Genomic DNA, 17,871 nt, shown 5'->3' with positions numbered 1-17,871 from the left:
CCCATGAGCGTCCTTCGCAATTCCACCATTCTCATCACCGGCGGCACCGGGTCGTTCGGCAAGGCGTTCGTCCAGTACGCGCTGTCGATCCTGGACCCCGAACTGGTCCTCGTCTACTCCCGTGACGAGCTCAAGCAGTACGAGATGCGCCAGCTCTTCCCCGGCGAGACGCGGCTGCGCCAGCTCATCGGCGACATCCGCGACCGGGATCGGCTCACGCACTGCATGCGTGGGGTGGATTTCGTGGTGCACGCGGCCGCGCTGAAGCAGGTCGACACGGCCGAGGGGCACGCCTTCGAGTTCGTCAAAACCAACGTCGTGGGCTCGCAGAACGTCATCGACGCCGCCATGGCCAATGGCGTCCGGCAGGTCGTGGCCCTCTCGACCGACAAGGCCTCCAGCCCGATCAACCTGTACGGTGCCACGAAGATGGTCGCGGACAAGCTGTTCACCTCCAGCGACGGCGGTGCGACCGGCTTTTCCGTGGTGCGCTACGGCAATGTCATCGGCAGCCGCGGCTCGGTCATCCCGCTGTTCCGGCGGCTGGCGCGTACCGGCGCGAGCCTGCCCATCACCGACAAGCGGATGACCCGCTACCTCATCACCCTGGACGAGGCGGTCCGGTTCGTCGTGGAGACCTTCGACGTGATGCGGGGTGGCGAGCTGTACGTGCCGAAGATCCCGAGCGTACGAATCTCGGACCTGGCCGAGGCCATCGCGCCGGGCTGCCCCACGTACGAGGTCGGCATCCGCCCGGGAGAGAAGGTGCACGAGGAGTTGATCGCCGCGGAGGACAGCCAGCGTACGTTCCAGGCCGCCGACCGCTACGTCGTCATGCCGACCATCCGGCGCGTCGGCTACCCCGTTCCGGAGGGGTGTCAGCAGGTCGAGGAGGGCTTCTGCTATCGGTCCGACCTGAACACCGCCTGGCTCGGCGTCGAGGAGCTGCGCGAGCTGGTTGAGATCATCGAACGACCGGGGGAGCCGGGCGCCCTGGTGGCGTCGCGGTGAGCGCGGCCGTTCGGCTCACCGGCGCGGTCATGGCACATCCCCGCCGGCTCGCTCCCGGCCGGGAGCTGCTGGCCGTCACCCCGCCCGGGTTTCTGGAGCTGGTACTGGATCCGCAGCCGGAAGGGCCGCCGACCGGCCTGCGTACGGCGATGCGGGCGTGGTCGTCGATCCCCTCGGGCTCGACGCACCACGTCGTGCTGGAGGACGACGCGATCCTGGTGCCGGGCTTCGCAGAGCACGCGGCCCGAGCCGCGGCGGGGGCACCGGACGCGGCCGTGGTGTTCCACGCCAACTGGTGCTCCCGCACCGGCGCAGCCGTTCGGCTCGGCGCGCTGGCCGGTGCCCGGTGGGTGCGCGCGGCGCAGGAGTACACCCCGACGGTGGCGCTCATGCTGCCGGCGGACGTCGGGGCGGGGTTCGCGGCGTTCGCGCGGCAACACGCGGGCACCTGGGCCGGCGACGTGGTGATGGCCCGCTACCTCGCCGCGCGCGGCGTCCGCACGTACGTGACCGTGCCGAACCTCGTCGAGCACGGCGACTTCCCCAGCGTCGCGGAGAACGACACCCACGGGCTGCGGCTCTCGGCGTGCTACGGGGAGCCCCCGGAGGGCGCAGACTGGGCGCTCGCCGGGACGGTGGAGCCGGAGGCGCTGCCCTTTTACAAGTTCGGCCTCGCGCTGTGTGCCGTGCGCGGGCCCGAAGGCCGCTGGTCGACGATCGGTCCGGAGCGCTGGAGCCACCGGCTCGGCGTCGACGTGGAAGATTGCGTCAAGACCTTCGACGCCGCGCTGCCCCGGTGCGCCGCGCTGCGCGGGCGGCTCCACGACGACGTGCTCTTCGAGGTGTGGCGCACGGCGTACGCGACGGGGGCGGTGAGCCGCCGGCCCGGCCAGGACGTGGCGGCGCTGACCAGGAACCCGCTGGTGGTGCGGGCCGCCCAGTCGATCGGTCCGGGTGGCCTCTGCACGAGCATCGGTTCCCGCGAGCTGTCGGCGCTGCGGCAACCGCTCGGTGAGCTCGCGCTGGCCGGGATCGTCGCCGGGCTGCGCGGCCCGGTGAGTACCCGCTCGCTCGGGCGCCGCCGGGTTGGCGCTCGCCACCGCAGGGTGGTCGTCGTGCCGTGCGCGCCGCAAACGGCTCGGTCGCTGGGGCGGACCCTGGCCGGTGAGCTGGCCGATCGGGGGCACGACGTGACGGTGGAGGTGACCGACGCGGCGGTCCGGGTCGTGGGCGCGGGCCCGCAGCCCGGCACCGTGACCGTGCACACCGGTGTCCCGTACGGTCCGGGCGTGCGCTGCCGGCCGCTCGACGACTACGTGGCCCGGTCGCTCGTCGCCCAGCCGATCGTCGTGGATCGCAGCTGCCGGACGACGTCGTACTCGCACGTGTGGGACATCGCCTCCGCGATCGCCCGGGCGCTCGACGGCGCACCGGCCAACCCACCCGACGCCGGGCCGCTCGTGGACCCGGCGGAGCTGGCCGTGCTGGTCTCGCGGGCAATCAAGCCGGTGCCGGTCCTGGACGGGGACGTCCCGTTCAGCCCGGCCGCCGCGCCGGTCGGCCGGGACGGGCCCGGGATCGGCCTCTCCGACGGCATCCGCACCGTCGGCCAGTGGCTGGCCTACGAGGCGGACGAGACGTGGAGGTGACGGTGTGCAGCCGCGCCGCGCCCGGCGGCGGCAACGAGGACGCCGTCGCGGTCGGTGACAGGTTCGCGGTGGTGCTGGACGGGGCGACCGCCGAGCCCGGATTCGGTTCCGGCTGCCGCCACGGGGTTCGCTGGTTCGCCCGCTCGATCGCGGCCGAACTGGGCCGGCTCCTCGGTACGGACGGAGACGGGGCATCGCTGCCGGTGCTCCTGGGCGACGCCGCTGGGACGGTCCGCGCCGCCCATTCGGGCACCTGCGACCTCGCAGATCCGCGCAGCCCGTCGGCGACCGTGGCGATGCTGCGGCTGCGCGGGGACCGGGTCGAGCACCTTGTCCTCGGCGACGCCGTGCTGCTGTTGCGGGACCGCGGAGGGGTGGTCACGGCGGTCACCGACGACCGGATCCGCCGGTTCTACCACCTGCCCTGGTCACAGATGCACGGCAAGCGCAACGTGCCGGGCGGCTTCTGGGTCGTCGGGGCACAGCCGGACGCCGCCGCCGAGGCCCTGACCGGCTCGGTGCCGGTGGCGGAGCTGGAGTGCGCCGCAGTCCTCACCGACGGGGCGGCCCGGCTGGTGGAGCGCTTCGGCTGGATGTGGGAAGACCTGCTCGCCGTGCTGACGCGGGACGGGCCGGCCGCCGTCGTGGCCGCGACCCGGGCGGCGGAGCGGGCCGAACCGCCCGCCGACCCCGACGACAAGGCGCACGACGATGCGACGGCGGCCTTCTGCCGCTTCCATGTTTGAATAGAAAGGATTGTTTCCTGTCCGCGTCCGCCTTCTCCCGGATACGAGGGTGCGTGCGAAACTTCCCGGAATCCTCAGTCGTCACAGCAGATTGTCGATCGTCGCTGCGGTATCTGTTCTGGCTCGCGGGCCAGTTCCGCGTACCGATCATGCTCGGCACCCTCGCCGGCATAGCCTGCATCGTCGCCCAGGCATTGATCCCGGCGGCGATCGGCGTGGCCATCGACGACGGCATCATCGACCGTGACCAAACAGCGCTGCTGTGGTGGGGTGCCGCGATCCTCGCCCTCGGTACGGTGCAGGCGCTGACAGGGCTCCTGCAGGACCGCTGCGGTCTCACCGCTTCGCTCGGTGCGGCGTACCGGACGCTGCAACTCGTCACCGCGCAGGCCACCAGGCTCGGCGGCACGCTGCGCAAGAAAGCCTCCACCGGCGAGGTCGTGAGCGTCGGCGTCGCGGACATCACCCAACTCGGCGCCACGCTGGAGACCACCGGCCGGTTCGTCGGCGCCGTCGTGGTGATCGTCGTGGTGGCCGGCATCATGCTTGCGACGTCCTGGCAGCTCGGTGTCGTCGTCCTCGTCGGCGTGCCCGTCATGGTCTGGGCGGTCGGGCTGCTCCTGCGACCGCTGCACGGTCGCCAGCAGCACCTGCGCGAGCAACAGGCCGACCTGACCACCCACGCCGTGGACATCAGCAGCGGCCTGCGCGTGTTGCGCAGCATCGGCGGCGAGGCACAGTTCTCCCGACGCTACCGACAGATGTCCCAGCGGGTGCGAGGAGCCGGCGTCCGGGTGGCCGGCGTCGAGGCGGCACTGGACTCCGCCAAGACCCTCCTGCCGGGGCTGCTGCTCGTCACCGTCGTGTGGCTGGGCGCGGAGTCGGTCCTCGCCGGCCGGCTCAGCGTCGGGCAGCTCGTCGCCTTCTACGGCTACGCGGTCTTCCTGGCGACCCCGCTGCGCCGCGTCGCCGACGGCGCCGACCAGTTCACCCGGGGCAACGTCGCTGCCGCGCGGGTGATCCGGCTGCTGCGCATCGAACCCGAGCACGGCTCGGGCACGACGCCGCTGCCCGACGGCCCGGCGGAACTCGTCGATCCCGACGCCGGGCTCCGGGTGCCACCCGGCCGGTTCCTGGCGGTGGCATGTGCGACCCCGTCGGACGCCGCGCTGCTCGCCGACCGCCTCGGCCGGCACACCGGCACGGCCGCCACATTCGGCGGCGTACCGCTGCGCGACGCGCCGCTGGAGCAGGTCCGCGCCCGCATCCTGGTCGCCACCAACGAGGACCGGCTCTTCGACGGCTCGCTGCGCGCCGAACTCGACCCCGCCGACCGCTCCGACGGGCTGCACGCCATGATCGAGGCGTCGTCGGCGCAGGACATCGTCGAGGCGCTGCCCGACGGCTTGGACCAGCCGGTCGTGGGCGCCGGGCAGGAGTTCTCCGGCGGGCAGCGGCAACGGCTGCGCCTCGCCCGCGCGCTGATGACCGGTCCGGACGTGCTCGTGCTCGTCGAGCCGACCAGCGCCGTCGACGCGCACACCGAGGCGCGCATCGCCCAGCGCCTGAGTCAGGCCCGGACCGGGCGTACGACAGTGGTCTTCACGACCAGCCCGATCATGCTGAACGCCGCGGATCGGATCGCCGTCGTCGTCGGGGGCAGGGTCGTCACCGAAGGAACGCACCAGGGGCTACGCGGCGATGCCCGGTACCGGCGCATCGTCGCCCGGGAGGACGAGGCGTGAAGACCGACGACACCGTGCACACCCTGCCCGTCGCGTCGGCGCGGGAGGTTCGGGCCCAGGCTCGCCGCATCGCCGCGCGGCACCGTGGCCCCCTGTTCTGCGCTGTCGCCCTGCACGCCCTCGCCGCCGCGTCCGGCCTGGTCACGCCACGGCTGCTCGGCGGCCTCATCGGCGAGGTGTCACGCGGCACCGCAGACGTCACCCGCGCCGTCGTGCTCATCCTGGTGTTCGTGGTGGCGCAGGCGGTCATCCTGGCCGCAGCCGTCTACGCCTCCGCCCGCCTCGGCGAGACCGTCCTGGCCGAGCTGCGCGAGGAGTTCGTCGACAACGTCCTGACGCTACCGCTGGCCACGGTCGAGCGGGCCGGCACCGGCGACCTGGTCAATCGCACCACCCGCGATGTCGACATGCTCTCCCGCGCGGTGCGCCAGGCTGTGCCGGATACGTTGTTCGCCGGCACGACCATCGTGCTGACTGTCGGCGCGCTGATCCTCGTCGACCCGTTGCTGGCCCTGCCGTGCCTGGTCGCGGTGCCCGTGCTGTGGGCCGCCACCCGCTGGTACCTGCGCCGCGCCCGTGACGGCTACCTGCGGCAGAGTGCCTCGTACGCGCGCATCACCGACGGGTTGACCGACACCGCAGAGGGCGCCCGTACCGTCGAGGCCCTGCGTATCGCCCACCGTCGCACGGCCCGCGCCGACGCCGACATCACCGAGTCCTACCAGGCGGAGCGCTACACGCTGTACCTGCGCTCGGTGTTCCTACCGATCTGCGACGTCGCGTACGTGCTGCCCGTCGCGGCGACGCTGGTGCTCGGCGGCGTGTTCTACCTCAACGGGCTCGTCACGCTGGCCGCGGTCGCCACGGCCACCCTCTACGTGCAGCAGGTCATCGTCCCGGTCGACGTGCTGCTGTACTGGATGAACGAGCTCCAGATCGGCGGCGCGTCGCTCGCGAGAACCCTCGGCGTGCGCGGCGCCACCCCGGCCCGCGCGTCACTTCCGTCACCCGACACCGGCGACGGCAGGGTCGAGCTGGACGCCGTCAGCTTCGCCTACCGGGAGGGCCACGACGTCCTGTGCGATGTCACCCTGCGGGTCGAACCGGGTGAGCGAATCGCGGTCGTCGGTCCGTCCGGCGCCGGCAAGTCGACCCTCGGCCGGCTCGTCGCCGGCATCGAGCCGCCGACGACCGGCACGGTCACCATCGACGGCGTGGCCCTGGCCGACCTGGCCGTCGACGACCTGCGCCGCCGGGTCGCGCTTGTCACCCAGGAGCACTACGTCTTCGCCGGCACACTGCGCGAGAACCTCGTCATGGCGAGACCCTCGGCCACCGACGACGACCTGGAGAAGGTTCTCAAGGCCCTGGACGCCTGGGACTGGGTCGCGGAGCACGGCCTTGACACCGCCGTCGGGGCGGGCGGAGCCGCACTGTCTCCCGCACAGGCCCAGCAGTTGGCGCTGGCACGGTTGGCGCTGGCAGACCCGCAGGTGGTGGTCCTGGACGAGGCGACGTCGCTGCTCGCCCCGAGAGCCGCGCGGCACGTCGAACGGTCCCTCGCGGCGGTCCTGGAGGGACGCACCGTCATCGCCATCGCCCACCGGCTGCACACCGCCCACGACGCCGACCGCATCGTGGTGCTGGAGGACGGCCGGATCGTGGAGTCGGGCAGCCACGACGAACTCGTGCGGGCCGAAGGTGCGTACGCAGCCCTCTGGCGCTCCTGGCATGGCTAGCAGCCCATGACCCCCGACATGCTCAACCGGGGCGACCCGACACAGCAGCACGGGCCTGCCGCCCCAGCGGCGCCGGAATCGGCGTCGATCGGGGGCGACATATGCCAATTGGAGTCCTACGTCGTCGACGTGCTTCAGGCGACCCATCCCCTACGCCTCGGCCTGGCACTACGCCGAGCGGAGGAAACGGCGAGGGCTTGCTGGCCGAGGGAGCAGGTGAATGCCGTCTTCGAGCGGGCCATCCTGCTCGCGCTTCGCCAGGACGACGCCTGATCCGGGGGCGAGGCAGCGGACCACGCTCACCGTCCAGTCGGTGGCCGGCACGCCGGACGCCCGCCTGGCAGGTGTCGCCCGGCTCACCGGCGCGCTGCGTCTCAGCGGGCGCGGCCTGCCGCTGGTTCCCTCCGGGCCGCCGGACTCATCACGACCACCCGACGCAGGCAGAGCGTCCTCCACGTCCTCACCCCGACCGGCCGTTCCCTCGGCGCGGGCCGGGCCGGCGTCCCGTCGGCGGCGGGGTGGTGACTGGCCGGCGGTGACCGGCCGGTGATGAGCCGCAACCTCAGAGCACCACGGGCGGATGTTCCTCGTAGCCGGGCATAGGAGGGGGCGCGTTGCAGGCGATTCAGAGGGTCCGCCATCGACAGGCCGACATCGGCGACCTGGAAATCTTCTTCCGCGAGGCTGGCCGCCCCGGCCAGCCGACCGTACTGCTGCTGCACGGGTTTCCCAGCTCGTCGCACACGTTCCGGCAGGTCATGCCCGCTCTGGCCGACGTCGCGTACGTAATCGCGCCTGATCTTCCCGGCTTCGGGATGTCCGCGTCGCCGACTGTCGACCGGTACGACTACACCTTCGAGAACCTCTCAAGGACGGTCGAGAACCTCCTCGACCAGCTCGGGGCCGAGCGCTTCTTCGTCTACCTGCACGACTTCGGCGCACCGGTGGGATACCACCTGGCCACCCGCGACCCGAGTCGCATCCGCGGCCTCGTCGTCCAGAGTGGCAACGCGCACGAGGACGGCCTCGGCGAGCAGTGGGACAGCGCCAGGGCGTACTGGGCCGACCCGACCGATGACAGGCGTGCCGATCTGCCGGACTGGTTGAACTTCGCGGGCACCCGCGACCAGTACCTCGCCGAGCTGCCCGAGCGCCTGCGCACGCTGCACCCGCCCGAGTCGTGGCACCTCGACTGGGCGCGCATGAGCCGCCCCGGCAACATCGACGCGCAGTTCGCGCTGTTCGGCGACTACGCCAGCCACGTCGCCCGGTTCCGTGAGATCGCCGAGTACCACCGGGCTCACCAGCCGCCGGCGCTCGTGCTGTGGGGACGGCGGGACGCGTACTTCGATGTCGAGGAGGTCATCGCGTACCACCGCGCTCTTGATCGCATGGACGCGCACATCTACGACGCCGGGCACTTCCTGCTGGAGACGCACGCGGCCGAGTGCGCCCAGCTCATGCGGGCATTCGTGCTCGACAACACCTGACAGGTCCTCTCCCGCAGCCGGGCTGGCCCTGGGCTTCCCGTTCACGGCTGAGCAGCTCCGCAGCACGGACGGTTGTCGACGCAGCAAACCCGGCTCCGGAGATGGGAGCCGGGGCACCTTACTGCCTCATCCAGTACGGAGAGGTAGCGCTAGTTGCTCTTGAGCGAGTCAATGAAGGTGCGCCAGCCCCGGGCGTCGAAGGCCAGCGTGGGGCCGAACTTGTCCTTGCTGTCCCGGACGGCCACCCCGTCACGGCGGTCCGCGACCTCGACACACTGGCCGTTGGCGTCGCTTCGGCTGCTCTTGCGCCACACCGCAGTTGACCAGTCCATTGCCGCGACTCTCCCTACGTGATGTCCTTGGCGATGGCGGCGATCAGCTCCCGGGACTTGCTGACGCTGAGCGCTGCCGCGTGCAGGTGAGTATAGGCAAGCGTAACGCGCCGTAAGTCATCCTCGCGTTCGAGATAGGCGTCTCCCGCCTGGCTGACCACGTACGCGACTGGGCTGTGGATGTCCTCAGGGAACTCCAGGATCGAGAAGGAGCCCACGGTGCCGGGATGCCACCCTTCACTGAACGGCAGCACCTGAAGCTCGATGTTCGGCCGTTCGCTCATCTCGATGAGGTGGTGAAGCTGGGCGCGCATGACGTCCGGGCCGCCGGTCTGACGGTGTAGCACGCCCTCGTCCACGATGCCCCAGAGCTTCAAGGCCGGCTCTTCAATCAGGCAAGCCTGCCTGGTCATCCGCACCTCGACCCGGCGGCGTGCCTCCTCGCTCTGGCCAGGCCATGCGGCACTGGTGATCGCATAGGCGTACGCCTCGGTCTGGAGCAACCCCGGCACAACGGCCAGCTCGAAGTTGCGCACTGCAGTCGCTGCCGACTCCAGGCCGATATACATGCTGTAGGCGTTCGGGAGCTGGCCGAACTTCGCCCACCAACCGCGTTCCTTGCCTTGACGCTGAAGGTCGAGGGCGGTTTGCCGAATCCCGTCGTCGCTGACGCCGTAGCGGGTGAGCATCACGATCACGTCGGCCCGGCTGACGCCGACGACCCCGGATTCGACCTTGTAGATCTTCGATTCCGAGCAGCCCAGCTCGGTCGCGATCTCCTTGTGTGAAACACCGGCGGCCACTCGGAGCCTCTGCAGCTCTCGGCCGAGCTGCCATCGCGCAATCGTCGGGCCGCTTGCCCTCGCCACGTCAACCTCCAGGATCGCGAACACCGTCAGTGTTCTCCTCTCCACCTCTGAGATCAAGGCACGCCGAGCGAACCAAATCATCCAAAGAAATCTTCCATGGAAGTCTAGATTTCTCAGCACAGCCTTGTCACTCTTTGTTTGGAGGTCACTACTCTCGGGAGGACCAATGGCTCGGCATGCGAAGAACCCGACGCGCCCCGGCTTGCTGCGCAGGCTGTGGCCGTTCAACCGCCGTCGTACGAACCCACTCGACCGCCTGCGCCCGGCACCGGCCTGTCCGAAGTGGGCAGGCACATACCGGGCCGTCGGCGTGGCAAAGGTGACCTACCTGCCGCAGCGGCCGTTGCTGACCCTCGCCGGGGAGCACCGGTCGGGTCGCTGGTCATGAGGGCGAGGTGGAAGCCCGACGGCGAGGATCGAGGCGCGCAGATCCAGGCGGCGGAGCATGAGGCGGCGAAGCAACGAATTCTTGCCCAAGCCGAGGCGGAACGGATACCGGCCGAGGAGACCACCCGGGCAAAGCCGGACCGGCGTTGGCGTCGTGAACAGCCCTGAGCTGCTGCCGGTCGGTCGGCGGGTGGCGTACTGGCGGACGCGGCGGAAGCTGTCGCAGCAGGTGTTCGCCGATCGGCTCGGCAAGTCGAAGTCCTGGGTCGACAAGGTCGAGCGAGGCGTCCGGTCACTCGACAAGGTGTCGACGCTGCGGGAGATCGCCGCCGCCCTGCGCATCGACACCGCCGTACTGCTCGGCCGGGACGCCCAACCCGCCGCGATGGCCGGGCAGGTCGAGGGGGTGGAGCGGATACGAGAGGCCCTGTCGGCGTACGAGATGGCTTTTGGCCAGCCGCTGACCCAGCCTTCCGTGCCGGCGGCCGACCGGGTGGGGCGGGACGTCGAGCACGCCTGGGTGACGTTCCAGCATGCCCGGTACCCGCAGGTGATCGCCGTCCTGCCGCGCCTGCTGGCCAGCGTGCAGCGTGTCGTCGCCGACGGGTCCGGGTGGGGTCGCCCGCTGCTGGTGGAGGCGTACCGGCTCACCGCCTCGCTGCTGGTGAAGCTCGGCGAGGTCGAGCTGGGCTGGCTGGCCGCCGACCGGGCCATGACCGCCGCGACCGGCGATCCCGTGTCGGTGGCCGCCGCTGCGGTGCAGCTCGGCCAGGTGTTCCGCGCCTCCGGGCGGGCACGGGCGGCGCAGTCGGCGGCGCTGACCGCCGCGTACCGGATCGCACCGCTCGATCCGTGTGGCGGCTCCCCCGGCGCGTTGTCGTTGTGCGGAACACTGCTCGTGCAGGCCGCCCTGGCGGCGGCCCGCCGGGGCGACGACCGCGCCACCGCCGAACTCCTCGACGAGGCCGCCGGCATGGCCGCCCGGGTCGGCGAGGGCCACGACCATCACCGTACGGCGTTCGGGCCGACGGCCGTCGACCTCGCCCGTGCCGCCGCAGCCCTCGACCTGGGCGACGCGAGCGAGGCGGTCGCCTGGCACGAGAAGACGACCCGGCGGGACGCCTGGCGCTGGCTGCCGCTGGAGCACCGGGCGGCGCACCTGGTCGACGCTGCCCGCGCCTACGTCCAGGCCGACGACCCGGTCGGCGCGGGCCGCGTGCTGGTCGAGGCCGACCGGTTGGCACCCGCCGAGGTACGCCACCGGCCCGCCGCCCGGGAGGTGCTCGCCCAGGTGGCCCGCGACCGGAACGCCCCGGCCACGATCATCCGGCTCGCCGCCGCCCTCGGGGTGAGCTGAGCATGACCGCGCCGTTCCTGTCGCTGGCCCAGATCCGCAACCGGCTGATCCTCACTGCCCGAGCGATCCTCCGCGACCACGAGACCGGGCCGGACGGCCGCTGCCGGGTGTGCCGGATCGCGGACTGCCGGGTGGCGACCGCCGCCCGCGACGTCATCCGCGCCGCCGAAGAGCCACCGCAGCAAAGCCCAGCAGCCTCACCGACCGAGGCCAAGCCCGATGGCCTCCTGCGCCCGGAAGATGCGCCCGATCTACATCAGACTGAGTAGCCGCTCAGAGAGTAGCCTGTGGACGATCGTGACAAGCGACGCCGTGGGGACGAGGGCACGTGGTAACCGGAGAACTGAAGAGCAAGATCGACCGCGTCTGGGATGCTTTCTGGTCGGGTGGCATCTCGAACCCGCTGGAGGTGATCGAACAGATCACCTACCTGTTATTCATCAAGCGACTTGACGAGATCGAGACGCGTGAACTGAAAAAGGCGGAGCGTCTCCCGAACGCCTCCGTCACGCTGCGGTTCGGGCCGGACCAGCAGGAACTTCGGTGGTCTCAGTTCAAGGACCGAGACCCGGAGACAATGTTCAAGATCGTCGCCCATCAGGTCTTCCCATACCTTCAGACGCTCGGTAGCGATGGGTCGACGTACTCGCACCACATGAGAGACGCCCGGTTCACCATTCCCAGTCCGGGCCTGCTCACCCGCGTGGTCGACATGCTCGACAAGATCCCCATGGAGGACAGGGACACCAAGGGCGATCTGTACGAGTACATGCTCGGCAAGATCGCTACAGCCGGCCACAACGGACAATTCCGCACGTCACGGCACATCATACAACTAATGGTTGAGATGACGGCCCCGACGCCGAGCGACGAGATCTGCGACCCGGCCTGTGGCACCGCAGGCTTCCTCGTTGAGGCTGGGGAGTACGTACGCCGCAACCATCAGGACGCACTGCTCGACGCGAAGCAGCGGAAGCACTTCCACGAGAGCATGTTCCACGGCTTCGACTTCGACAACACGATGCTGCGGATCGGCAGCATGAACATGCTCCTGCACGGCGTCGACAGCCCAGATATTCGCTACCGCGACTCGCTGGCCGAGAACGTCAGCGGCGAGTCAAAGAAGTACTCGTTAATCCTGGCCAACCCGCCGTTTGCCGGCAGTCTCGACTACGAGAGCACATCCAAGGACCTCCAGCGAATCGTCAAGACCAAGAAGACCGAACTGCTCTTCCTCGCTCTCTTCCTTCGGCTCCTCAAGCCCGGCGGACGGGCAGCGGTAATCGTGCCGGACGGCGTGCTCTTTGGGTCGAGCAAGGCGCACAAGGAACTGCGCCGGATGCTGGTGGAGGACCAGAAGCTCGATGGTGTGGTGAAGCTGCCCAGCGGCACCTTCAAGCCCTACTCGGGCGTCTCCACGGCGATCCTGCTCTTCACCAAGACCAACAGCGGTGGCACTGAAAATGTTTGGTTCTACGAGGTAACCGCTGACGGCTGGAGCTTGGATGACAAGCGGACCCGGTTGCTGCCTTGCGAGAAACTCGGACCGGTGCCGGATGTGACACTGACCGAAGACGAGCACGCGAGGAACAACCTGCCTGACGCCCTGGCACGATGGTCCCGCCGGGATAGCAATGAGTTACAGCGAGCGCGAACCGAGCAGAGCTTCTGCGTCCCCAAGGCCGACATCGTTGAACAGGGCTACGATCTCAGCCTCAATCGCTACAAGGAAATCGTCCACGAAGAGTTCGAGCACCGTGCGCCGCTAGATATTTTGTCCGACCTGGAACGCTTGGAGTCCGAGATCCAGCAGGGCATGTCCGACCTGAAGGCGATGTTGGCATGAAATGGGCATTTCGCAGGCTGGACGACGTATGTAGCGTGATAATGGGCCAAGCGCCGCCGGGGGACGCCTATAACAACGACAGTATAGGCTGGCCACTCATCGCAGGCGCGGGTGACTTCGTAAACGGTCGCCCTGCCCCTAAAAAACACACCAGGGAAGCCACCAAAACCTCCGCAGCCGGAGACATCATCCTGGGTATCAGGGCTTCTATCGGCGAGAAGGTGCTATCCGATGGCGAGTATTGCCTGGGACGGGGCGTCGCCGGCCTGCGGCCCTCAACAGATCTGGACGGCCGGTTCCTGTGGCATTGGCTAACCGTCGTGGCACCAAACCTAGCAGCAAAAGGTCGCGGGGCAACATTCAAGCAGGTCAACCGAAATGACATCGGCGAGCTGTCGATCCCGCTCCCCAGCTTGAAGGATCAGCGGAGAATTGTAAAGGTGTTGGATCGGGCGGACGAAATGCGCGTCAAGCGCCGCGAAGCCCTCGCCGATCTCGACGAGCTTACCCGGTCCATCTTCCTCGACATGTTCGGCAGCGCGACGCATAACCCTTTCGCCTGGCCGATTGCTCATATAGGGGCGCTAGCTGACGTCCAAGGCGGTCTCCAATTGAGCGCATCACGCTCCAAGCATCCTATCGAGGTGCAATATCTGCGGGTCGCGAATGTCCATCGGGGACGTCTCCATCTAGCTGAAATTAAAACACTTAAGGCATCACCTGCTGAAATCTCTAGAACCTCCCTGAAGGACCAAGACCTACTCATCGTCGAAGGCCACGGGAATTCCGAGGAGATTGGCCGGGCAGCACTCTGGGATGACTCCGTCACACCGTGCGTTCATCAAAACCACTTAATTCGAGCTAGATTCGACCCCGCAAGAATTGTTCCTATTTTTGCCTGCCATTATGTAAATTCACCGGGCGGCCGCCGGCACTTACTTAGGGCAGCCAAGACCACTTCGGGCTTGAATACGATTAGCGTCTCTGACGTTCGCTCTACACCGCTTGCCACCCCACCGCTTGATCTACAACACGCGTTCGCTCATCGAGTTGCGAAGGTTGAAGACCTCAAAGCAGCCCATCAGAGGAGCCTCACGGAGCTGGACGCCCTGTTCGCGTCGTTGCAAGATCGGGCTTTCCGGGGGTTGCTCTGATGTGAGACGATCGGCGGCTGTCCACTGTGGGGGGTAGACGTCGATGAGCAACTTTGCGTTCCTGCGGGCCGAGTGGCCCGACCTGCTTGACGAGGCCCTGCGGGCCGAGCGACTTGCCGTCGCCGACCCGCGGGGCTCGTGTTTCTACGCCCGGCGCACCCTGGAACTCGCGCTCGGCTGGCTCTTCGACGCCGACGCGACACTCGCCAGGCCGTACAAGACGGACCTCTCCGCGAAGATCCACGAGCCGACGCTGCGCAACCTGGTGGGCACCGACCTCCAGGCGAAGATGAACGTCATCCGCAAGCAGGGCAATCGAGCCGTGCACGAGCGGAGGCCGGTGACGAAAGAGGAATCGGAAGCCGTCCTCCGCGAGCTGTTCCACGTAACGTACTGGATTGCCCGGCACTACACCCGCGACCAGGAGCAGGTTCCGGCGAGCGCCCTCGCCTTCGACCGGAACCTGATTCCCCGATCGGTCCCCTCCGAGGTGCGGCAGCAGAGCCAGGCCGAGCTGAAGGCGATTGCTGAGCAGCTTGCCGCCCGGGACGCTGCGCTGGCCGCCGAACGGGAGCGCTCCGCCACCCTCGACGCTGAGTTGGCGAAGCTGCGCGCCGAGATCGCCGACGCGAAGGCCGCCAACCTGGCCCGGCCCGACGACCATGACTACGACGAGGCGCAGACCCGCGACCTCTTCATCGACATCCTGCTGGCCGAGGCCGGCTGGCGGCTCGACGGGCCGGACGACCGCGAGTTCAGGGCGACCCGCGAGTGCCCGGTCACCGGCATGCCCAACAAGACGGGCACCGGCAGCGTCGACTACGTCCTGTGGGGTGACGACGGCAAGCCACTCGCCGTGGTCGAGGCCAAGCGCGCCCGGCGGGACCCCATCATCGGCCAGCAGCAGGCCAAGCTCTACGTCGACTGCCTGGAGCAGCGGTACGGCCAACGGCCGGTCATCTTCTACACCAACGGCTACGACACCTGGCTCTGGGACGACACCGCCTACCCGCCCCGCCCGGTGCAGGGCTTCTACACCAAGGACGAGCTTCAGCTCCTCGTCCAGCGTCGCGCCATCCGCCGGCCGCTCGGAGACGTAGACATCAAGACCGAGATCGTCGAGCGGCACTACCAGCGCCGGGCGATTCTGAAGATCGGCGAGGCGTTCGAGCGGGACCGGCAGCGCCAGGCGCTCGTGGTGATGGCCACCGGCGCCGGCAAGACCCGTACCGTGATCGCCCTGGTCGACGTGCTGATGCGGGCCAACTGGGTCAAGCGGGTGCTCTTCCTTGCCGACCGCACCGCGCTGGTCAACCAGGCGGTCAACGCGTTCAAGGCGCACCTGCCCGAGGCGGCCACGGTCAACCTGGTCACCGAGAAGGACGTCGAGGGTCGGGTGTACGTCTCGACGTACCCGACCATGATGGGCCTGATCAACGAGACCGCGAGCGGTGGGCGGCGCTTCGGGCCGGGCTACTTCGACTTGGTCGTCATCGACGAGGCGCACCGGTCGGTGTACCAGAAGTATCGGTCGATCTTCTCCTGGTTCGACAGCCTCCTGGTCGGGCTCACCGCGACCCCGCGCAACGAGATCGACCGCAACACCTACAGCCTGTTCCACCTCGAGGACGGCGTCCCAACCGACCACTACGACCTTGACGAGGCGGTGAAGGACCATTACCTCGTCCCGCTGCGTGCGATCTCCGCGACGCCGAGGATCATGCGTGACGGCCTCCGCTATGACGACCTCAGCGAGGAGGAGAAGGACGAATGGGACTCGCTCGACTGGGGTGACGACGGGCCGCCGGACGGCGTCGAGGCGGCCGAGATCAACCGGCGGGTGTTCAACGCCGCCACCGTGGACAAGGTCCTGGAGGCGTTGATGACCCTCGGTCACCGGGTGGCCGGCGGTGACCGGATCGGTAAGACGATCATCTTCGCCGCGAACGAGAAGCACGCGGAGTTCATCCAGGCGCGGTTCGACGACGCATACCCGGAGCACCGCGGTCACCTGGCCCGGGTCATCACCCACCGGACAAAGTATGCGCAGAGCCTCATCGACGCGTTCTCGGACAAGGATAAGGCCCCGCACATCGCGATCTCGGTGGACATGCTCGACACCGGCATCGACGTGCCCGAGGTCGTCAACCTGGTCTTCTTCAAGATCGTTCGCTCGAAGTCGAAGTTCCTCCAGATGATCGGCCGAGGCACCCGACTCTGCAAGGACCTCTACGGCCCCGGGCAGGACAAGAAGGACTTCTTCGTCTTCGACGTCTGCCGGAACTTCGAGTACTTCAACCAGAACCCGGAGCAGGTGGAGGGGAGGCTGGGTGAGCCGCTGTCCAAGCGGCTGTTCAAGGCCCGGCTCGACCTGATCTACCGCCTCGACCAGCGTCTCCCCACCGACGTCGGCCCGGGGACCGAGGCCGACGGGACGGAGAGCGAGACGGGCCTGCGCTGGGAACTCGCCCGGGACCTCCACGCCCGGGTAAAGGAGATCCACCCGGACAACTTCGTCGTACGCCCCAAGCGGCGCCTGGTGGAGTACTACCTCGACTTCACGCGCTGGCACCGACTCAGCCGCGAAGCGGTGGACGAGATCGGCGACAACCTCTCAGACCTTCCCACCGCCGTGAAGGACGACGACGAGGCGGCCAAGCGCTTCGACCTGATGGTGCTGCGCCTCCAGCTCGGCCAGTTCGACGTGGTGCCCGACTACAAGCGACTGCGGGGGCAGGTGCAGGAAATCGCCTCGGCGCTGCTGGAGCAAACCAGCATCCCGGCGATCCGCGAGCAGCAGCAGCTCCTCGACGAGGTGGCCGGTGACGAGTGGTGGCAGGACGTGACCCTGCCGATGCTGGAGCTGATGCGCCGCCGTCTGCGCGGATTGGCGAGGTTGATCTCGCGGTCCAGGCGGGAGATCGTCTACACCGACTTCGCCGACGAGCTGGGGGAGATCTCGGCCGTCTCGCTGAACAACAGCAGGATCGGCACGGACTTCGGCCGGTTCCTCGACAAGGCTCGGGCGTACCTGCGCGCCCACGAGGACCACCTGGCCTTGCAGAAGCTGCGCCGCAACAAGCAGCTCTCCCCCACCGACCTCGACGAGCTGGAACGGATGCTCGCGGCCAGCGGTGGCAGCACCGAGGACATCGACCGGGCGCGCCGCTCGTCCGAGGGCCTCGGGCTCTTCGTCCGCTCGCTGGTCGGGCTCGAGCGGGAGGCTGTGAACGAGGCGTTCAGCGAGTTCCTGGTCGGCCGCACCCTCACGGCCAACCAGATCAGCTTCATCAACATGATGATCACTGAGCTGACCCGGAACGGCGTCATGGAGCCCGCTCGGCTCTACGAGTCCCCCTTCAGTGACATCGCGCCAGACCCGGACGCGATGTTCCCGTCCGCCGACGTCGATCGCATGGTCGCGATCCTCCGCTCCGTCAAGGACACCGCCGTCCCAGTGAGCGAAGTGGCATAGGCGACGACTGAGTCCGGTCGGCTCAGTTGACCTTGACCTGGTCGATTGAGCCGACCACCTGCCCGGTCGAT

13 protein-coding genes are annotated in these 17,871 nt (G+C 68.7%); 11 read left to right on the top strand and 2 right to left on the bottom strand.

Annotated features, from left to right (window positions below; all coding sequences use genetic code 11):
* The first annotated feature begins 3 nt into the window (after positions 1–3).
* The 6 genes from pseB to LPU43_RS05905 all read left to right on the top strand — a co-directional run bounded on the left by pseB (position 4) and on the right by LPU43_RS05905 (position 8,380).
* On the top strand, positions 4–1,011 hold the full coding sequence (gene pseB, locus LPU43_RS05930; protein ID WP_229399194.1) for a UDP-N-acetylglucosamine 4,6-dehydratase (inverting): 1,008 nt from the start codon (positions 4–6) through the stop codon (positions 1,009–1,011).
* Positions 1,008–2,660, top strand: a complete 1,653-nt coding sequence (locus LPU43_RS05925) for a hypothetical protein (protein WP_229399193.1) — start codon at positions 1,008–1,010, stop codon at positions 2,658–2,660. Before pseB ends, LPU43_RS05925 begins: the two co-directional genes overlap by 4 nt.
* Complete coding sequence (locus LPU43_RS05920) at positions 2,651–3,406, top strand: protein phosphatase 2C domain-containing protein (protein WP_229399192.1); 756 nt, start codon at positions 2,651–2,653, stop codon at positions 3,404–3,406. Before LPU43_RS05925 ends, LPU43_RS05920 begins: the two co-directional genes overlap by 10 nt.
* Before the next feature lie 149 nt (positions 3,407–3,555).
* Complete coding sequence (locus LPU43_RS05915; RefSeq protein WP_229399191.1) at positions 3,556–5,151, top strand: ABC transporter ATP-binding protein; 1,596 nt, start codon at positions 3,556–3,558, stop codon at positions 5,149–5,151.
* Positions 5,148–6,890 (top strand): ABC transporter ATP-binding protein, encoded by a 1,743-nt coding sequence (locus LPU43_RS05910; protein WP_229399190.1) that lies wholly within the window; start codon positions 5,148–5,150, stop codon positions 6,888–6,890. Before LPU43_RS05915 ends, LPU43_RS05910 begins: the two co-directional genes overlap by 4 nt.
* A gap of 614 nt (positions 6,891–7,504) precedes the next feature.
* Positions 7,505–8,380 carry an alpha/beta fold hydrolase gene (locus LPU43_RS05905; protein ID WP_229399189.1) on the top strand — a complete coding sequence of 292 codons (876 nt, stop codon included), beginning with the start codon at positions 7,505–7,507 and terminating at the stop codon, positions 8,378–8,380.
* 149 nt (positions 8,381–8,529) lie between these two features.
* Here the strand turns inward: LPU43_RS05905 and LPU43_RS05900 are convergent, their stop codons facing one another.
* Positions 8,530–8,712, bottom strand: coding sequence for a DUF397 domain-containing protein (locus tag LPU43_RS05900; RefSeq protein ID WP_229399188.1), 183 nt, complete (start codon positions 8,710–8,712; stop codon positions 8,530–8,532).
* A gap of 14 nt (positions 8,713–8,726) precedes the next feature.
* Positions 8,727–9,605, bottom strand: a complete 879-nt coding sequence (locus tag LPU43_RS05895) for a helix-turn-helix domain-containing protein (protein ID WP_229399187.1) — start codon at positions 9,603–9,605, stop codon at positions 8,727–8,729.
* 517 nt (positions 9,606–10,122) lie between these two features.
* Between LPU43_RS05895 and LPU43_RS05890 the strand changes: the two genes are divergently transcribed.
* The 5 genes from LPU43_RS05890 to LPU43_RS05870 are packed head-to-tail and all read left to right on the top strand — an operon-like array spanning position 10,123 to position 17,800.
* Positions 10,123–11,325, top strand: a complete 1,203-nt coding sequence (locus LPU43_RS05890) for a helix-turn-helix domain-containing protein (protein ID WP_229399186.1) — start codon at positions 10,123–10,125, stop codon at positions 11,323–11,325.
* 2 nt (positions 11,326–11,327) lie between these two features.
* A complete protein-coding gene (locus LPU43_RS05885) occupies positions 11,328–11,594 on the top strand; it encodes a hypothetical protein (RefSeq protein ID WP_229399185.1) in 267 nt (88 codons plus the stop codon).
* Between the two features lie 59 nt (positions 11,595–11,653).
* Complete coding sequence (locus LPU43_RS05880; protein WP_229399184.1) at positions 11,654–13,171, top strand: type I restriction-modification system subunit M; 1,518 nt, start codon at positions 11,654–11,656, stop codon at positions 13,169–13,171.
* Positions 13,168–14,325: a restriction endonuclease subunit S gene (locus LPU43_RS05875; protein WP_255684273.1), complete on the top strand. Its 1,158-nt coding sequence runs from the start codon at positions 13,168–13,170 to the stop codon at positions 14,323–14,325. Before LPU43_RS05880 ends, LPU43_RS05875 begins: the two co-directional genes overlap by 4 nt.
* A gap of 43 nt (positions 14,326–14,368) precedes the next feature.
* A complete protein-coding gene (locus tag LPU43_RS05870) occupies positions 14,369–17,800 on the top strand; it encodes a DEAD/DEAH box helicase family protein (RefSeq protein WP_229399182.1) in 3,432 nt (1,143 codons plus the stop codon).
* The last annotated feature ends 71 nt before the right edge of the window (positions 17,801–17,871 follow it).

The sequence above is a fragment of the Micromonospora okii genome (assembly GCF_020884795.1).
GTDB classification, from domain to species: Bacteria; Actinomycetota; Actinomycetes; order Mycobacteriales; family Micromonosporaceae; genus Micromonospora; species Micromonospora okii.
The sequence above is the reverse complement of the archived record's forward strand: the minus strand, read 5'-3'. Positions and strand labels throughout refer to the sequence as shown.

Excerpts from the sequence above, each read along its gene's own strand:
- pseB (WP_229399194.1), top strand. The coding sequence starts at position 4 with ATGAGCGTCCTTCGCAATTCCACCATTCTCATCACCGGCGGCACCGGG.
- LPU43_RS05915 (WP_229399191.1), top strand. The coding sequence starts at position 3,556 with ATGCTCGGCACCCTCGCCGGCATAGCCTGCATCGTCGCCCAGGCATTG.
- LPU43_RS05900 (WP_229399188.1), bottom strand. The coding sequence starts at position 8,712 with ATGGACTGGTCAACTGCGGTGTGGCGCAAGAGCAGCCGAAGCGACGCC.
- LPU43_RS05885 (WP_229399185.1), top strand. The coding sequence starts at position 11,328 with ATGACCGCGCCGTTCCTGTCGCTGGCCCAGATCCGCAACCGGCTGATC.
- LPU43_RS05875 (WP_255684273.1), top strand. The coding sequence starts at position 13,168 with ATGAAATGGGCATTTCGCAGGCTGGACGACGTATGTAGCGTGATAATG.
- LPU43_RS05870 (WP_229399182.1), top strand. The coding sequence starts at position 14,369 with ATGAGCAACTTTGCGTTCCTGCGGGCCGAGTGGCCCGACCTGCTTGAC.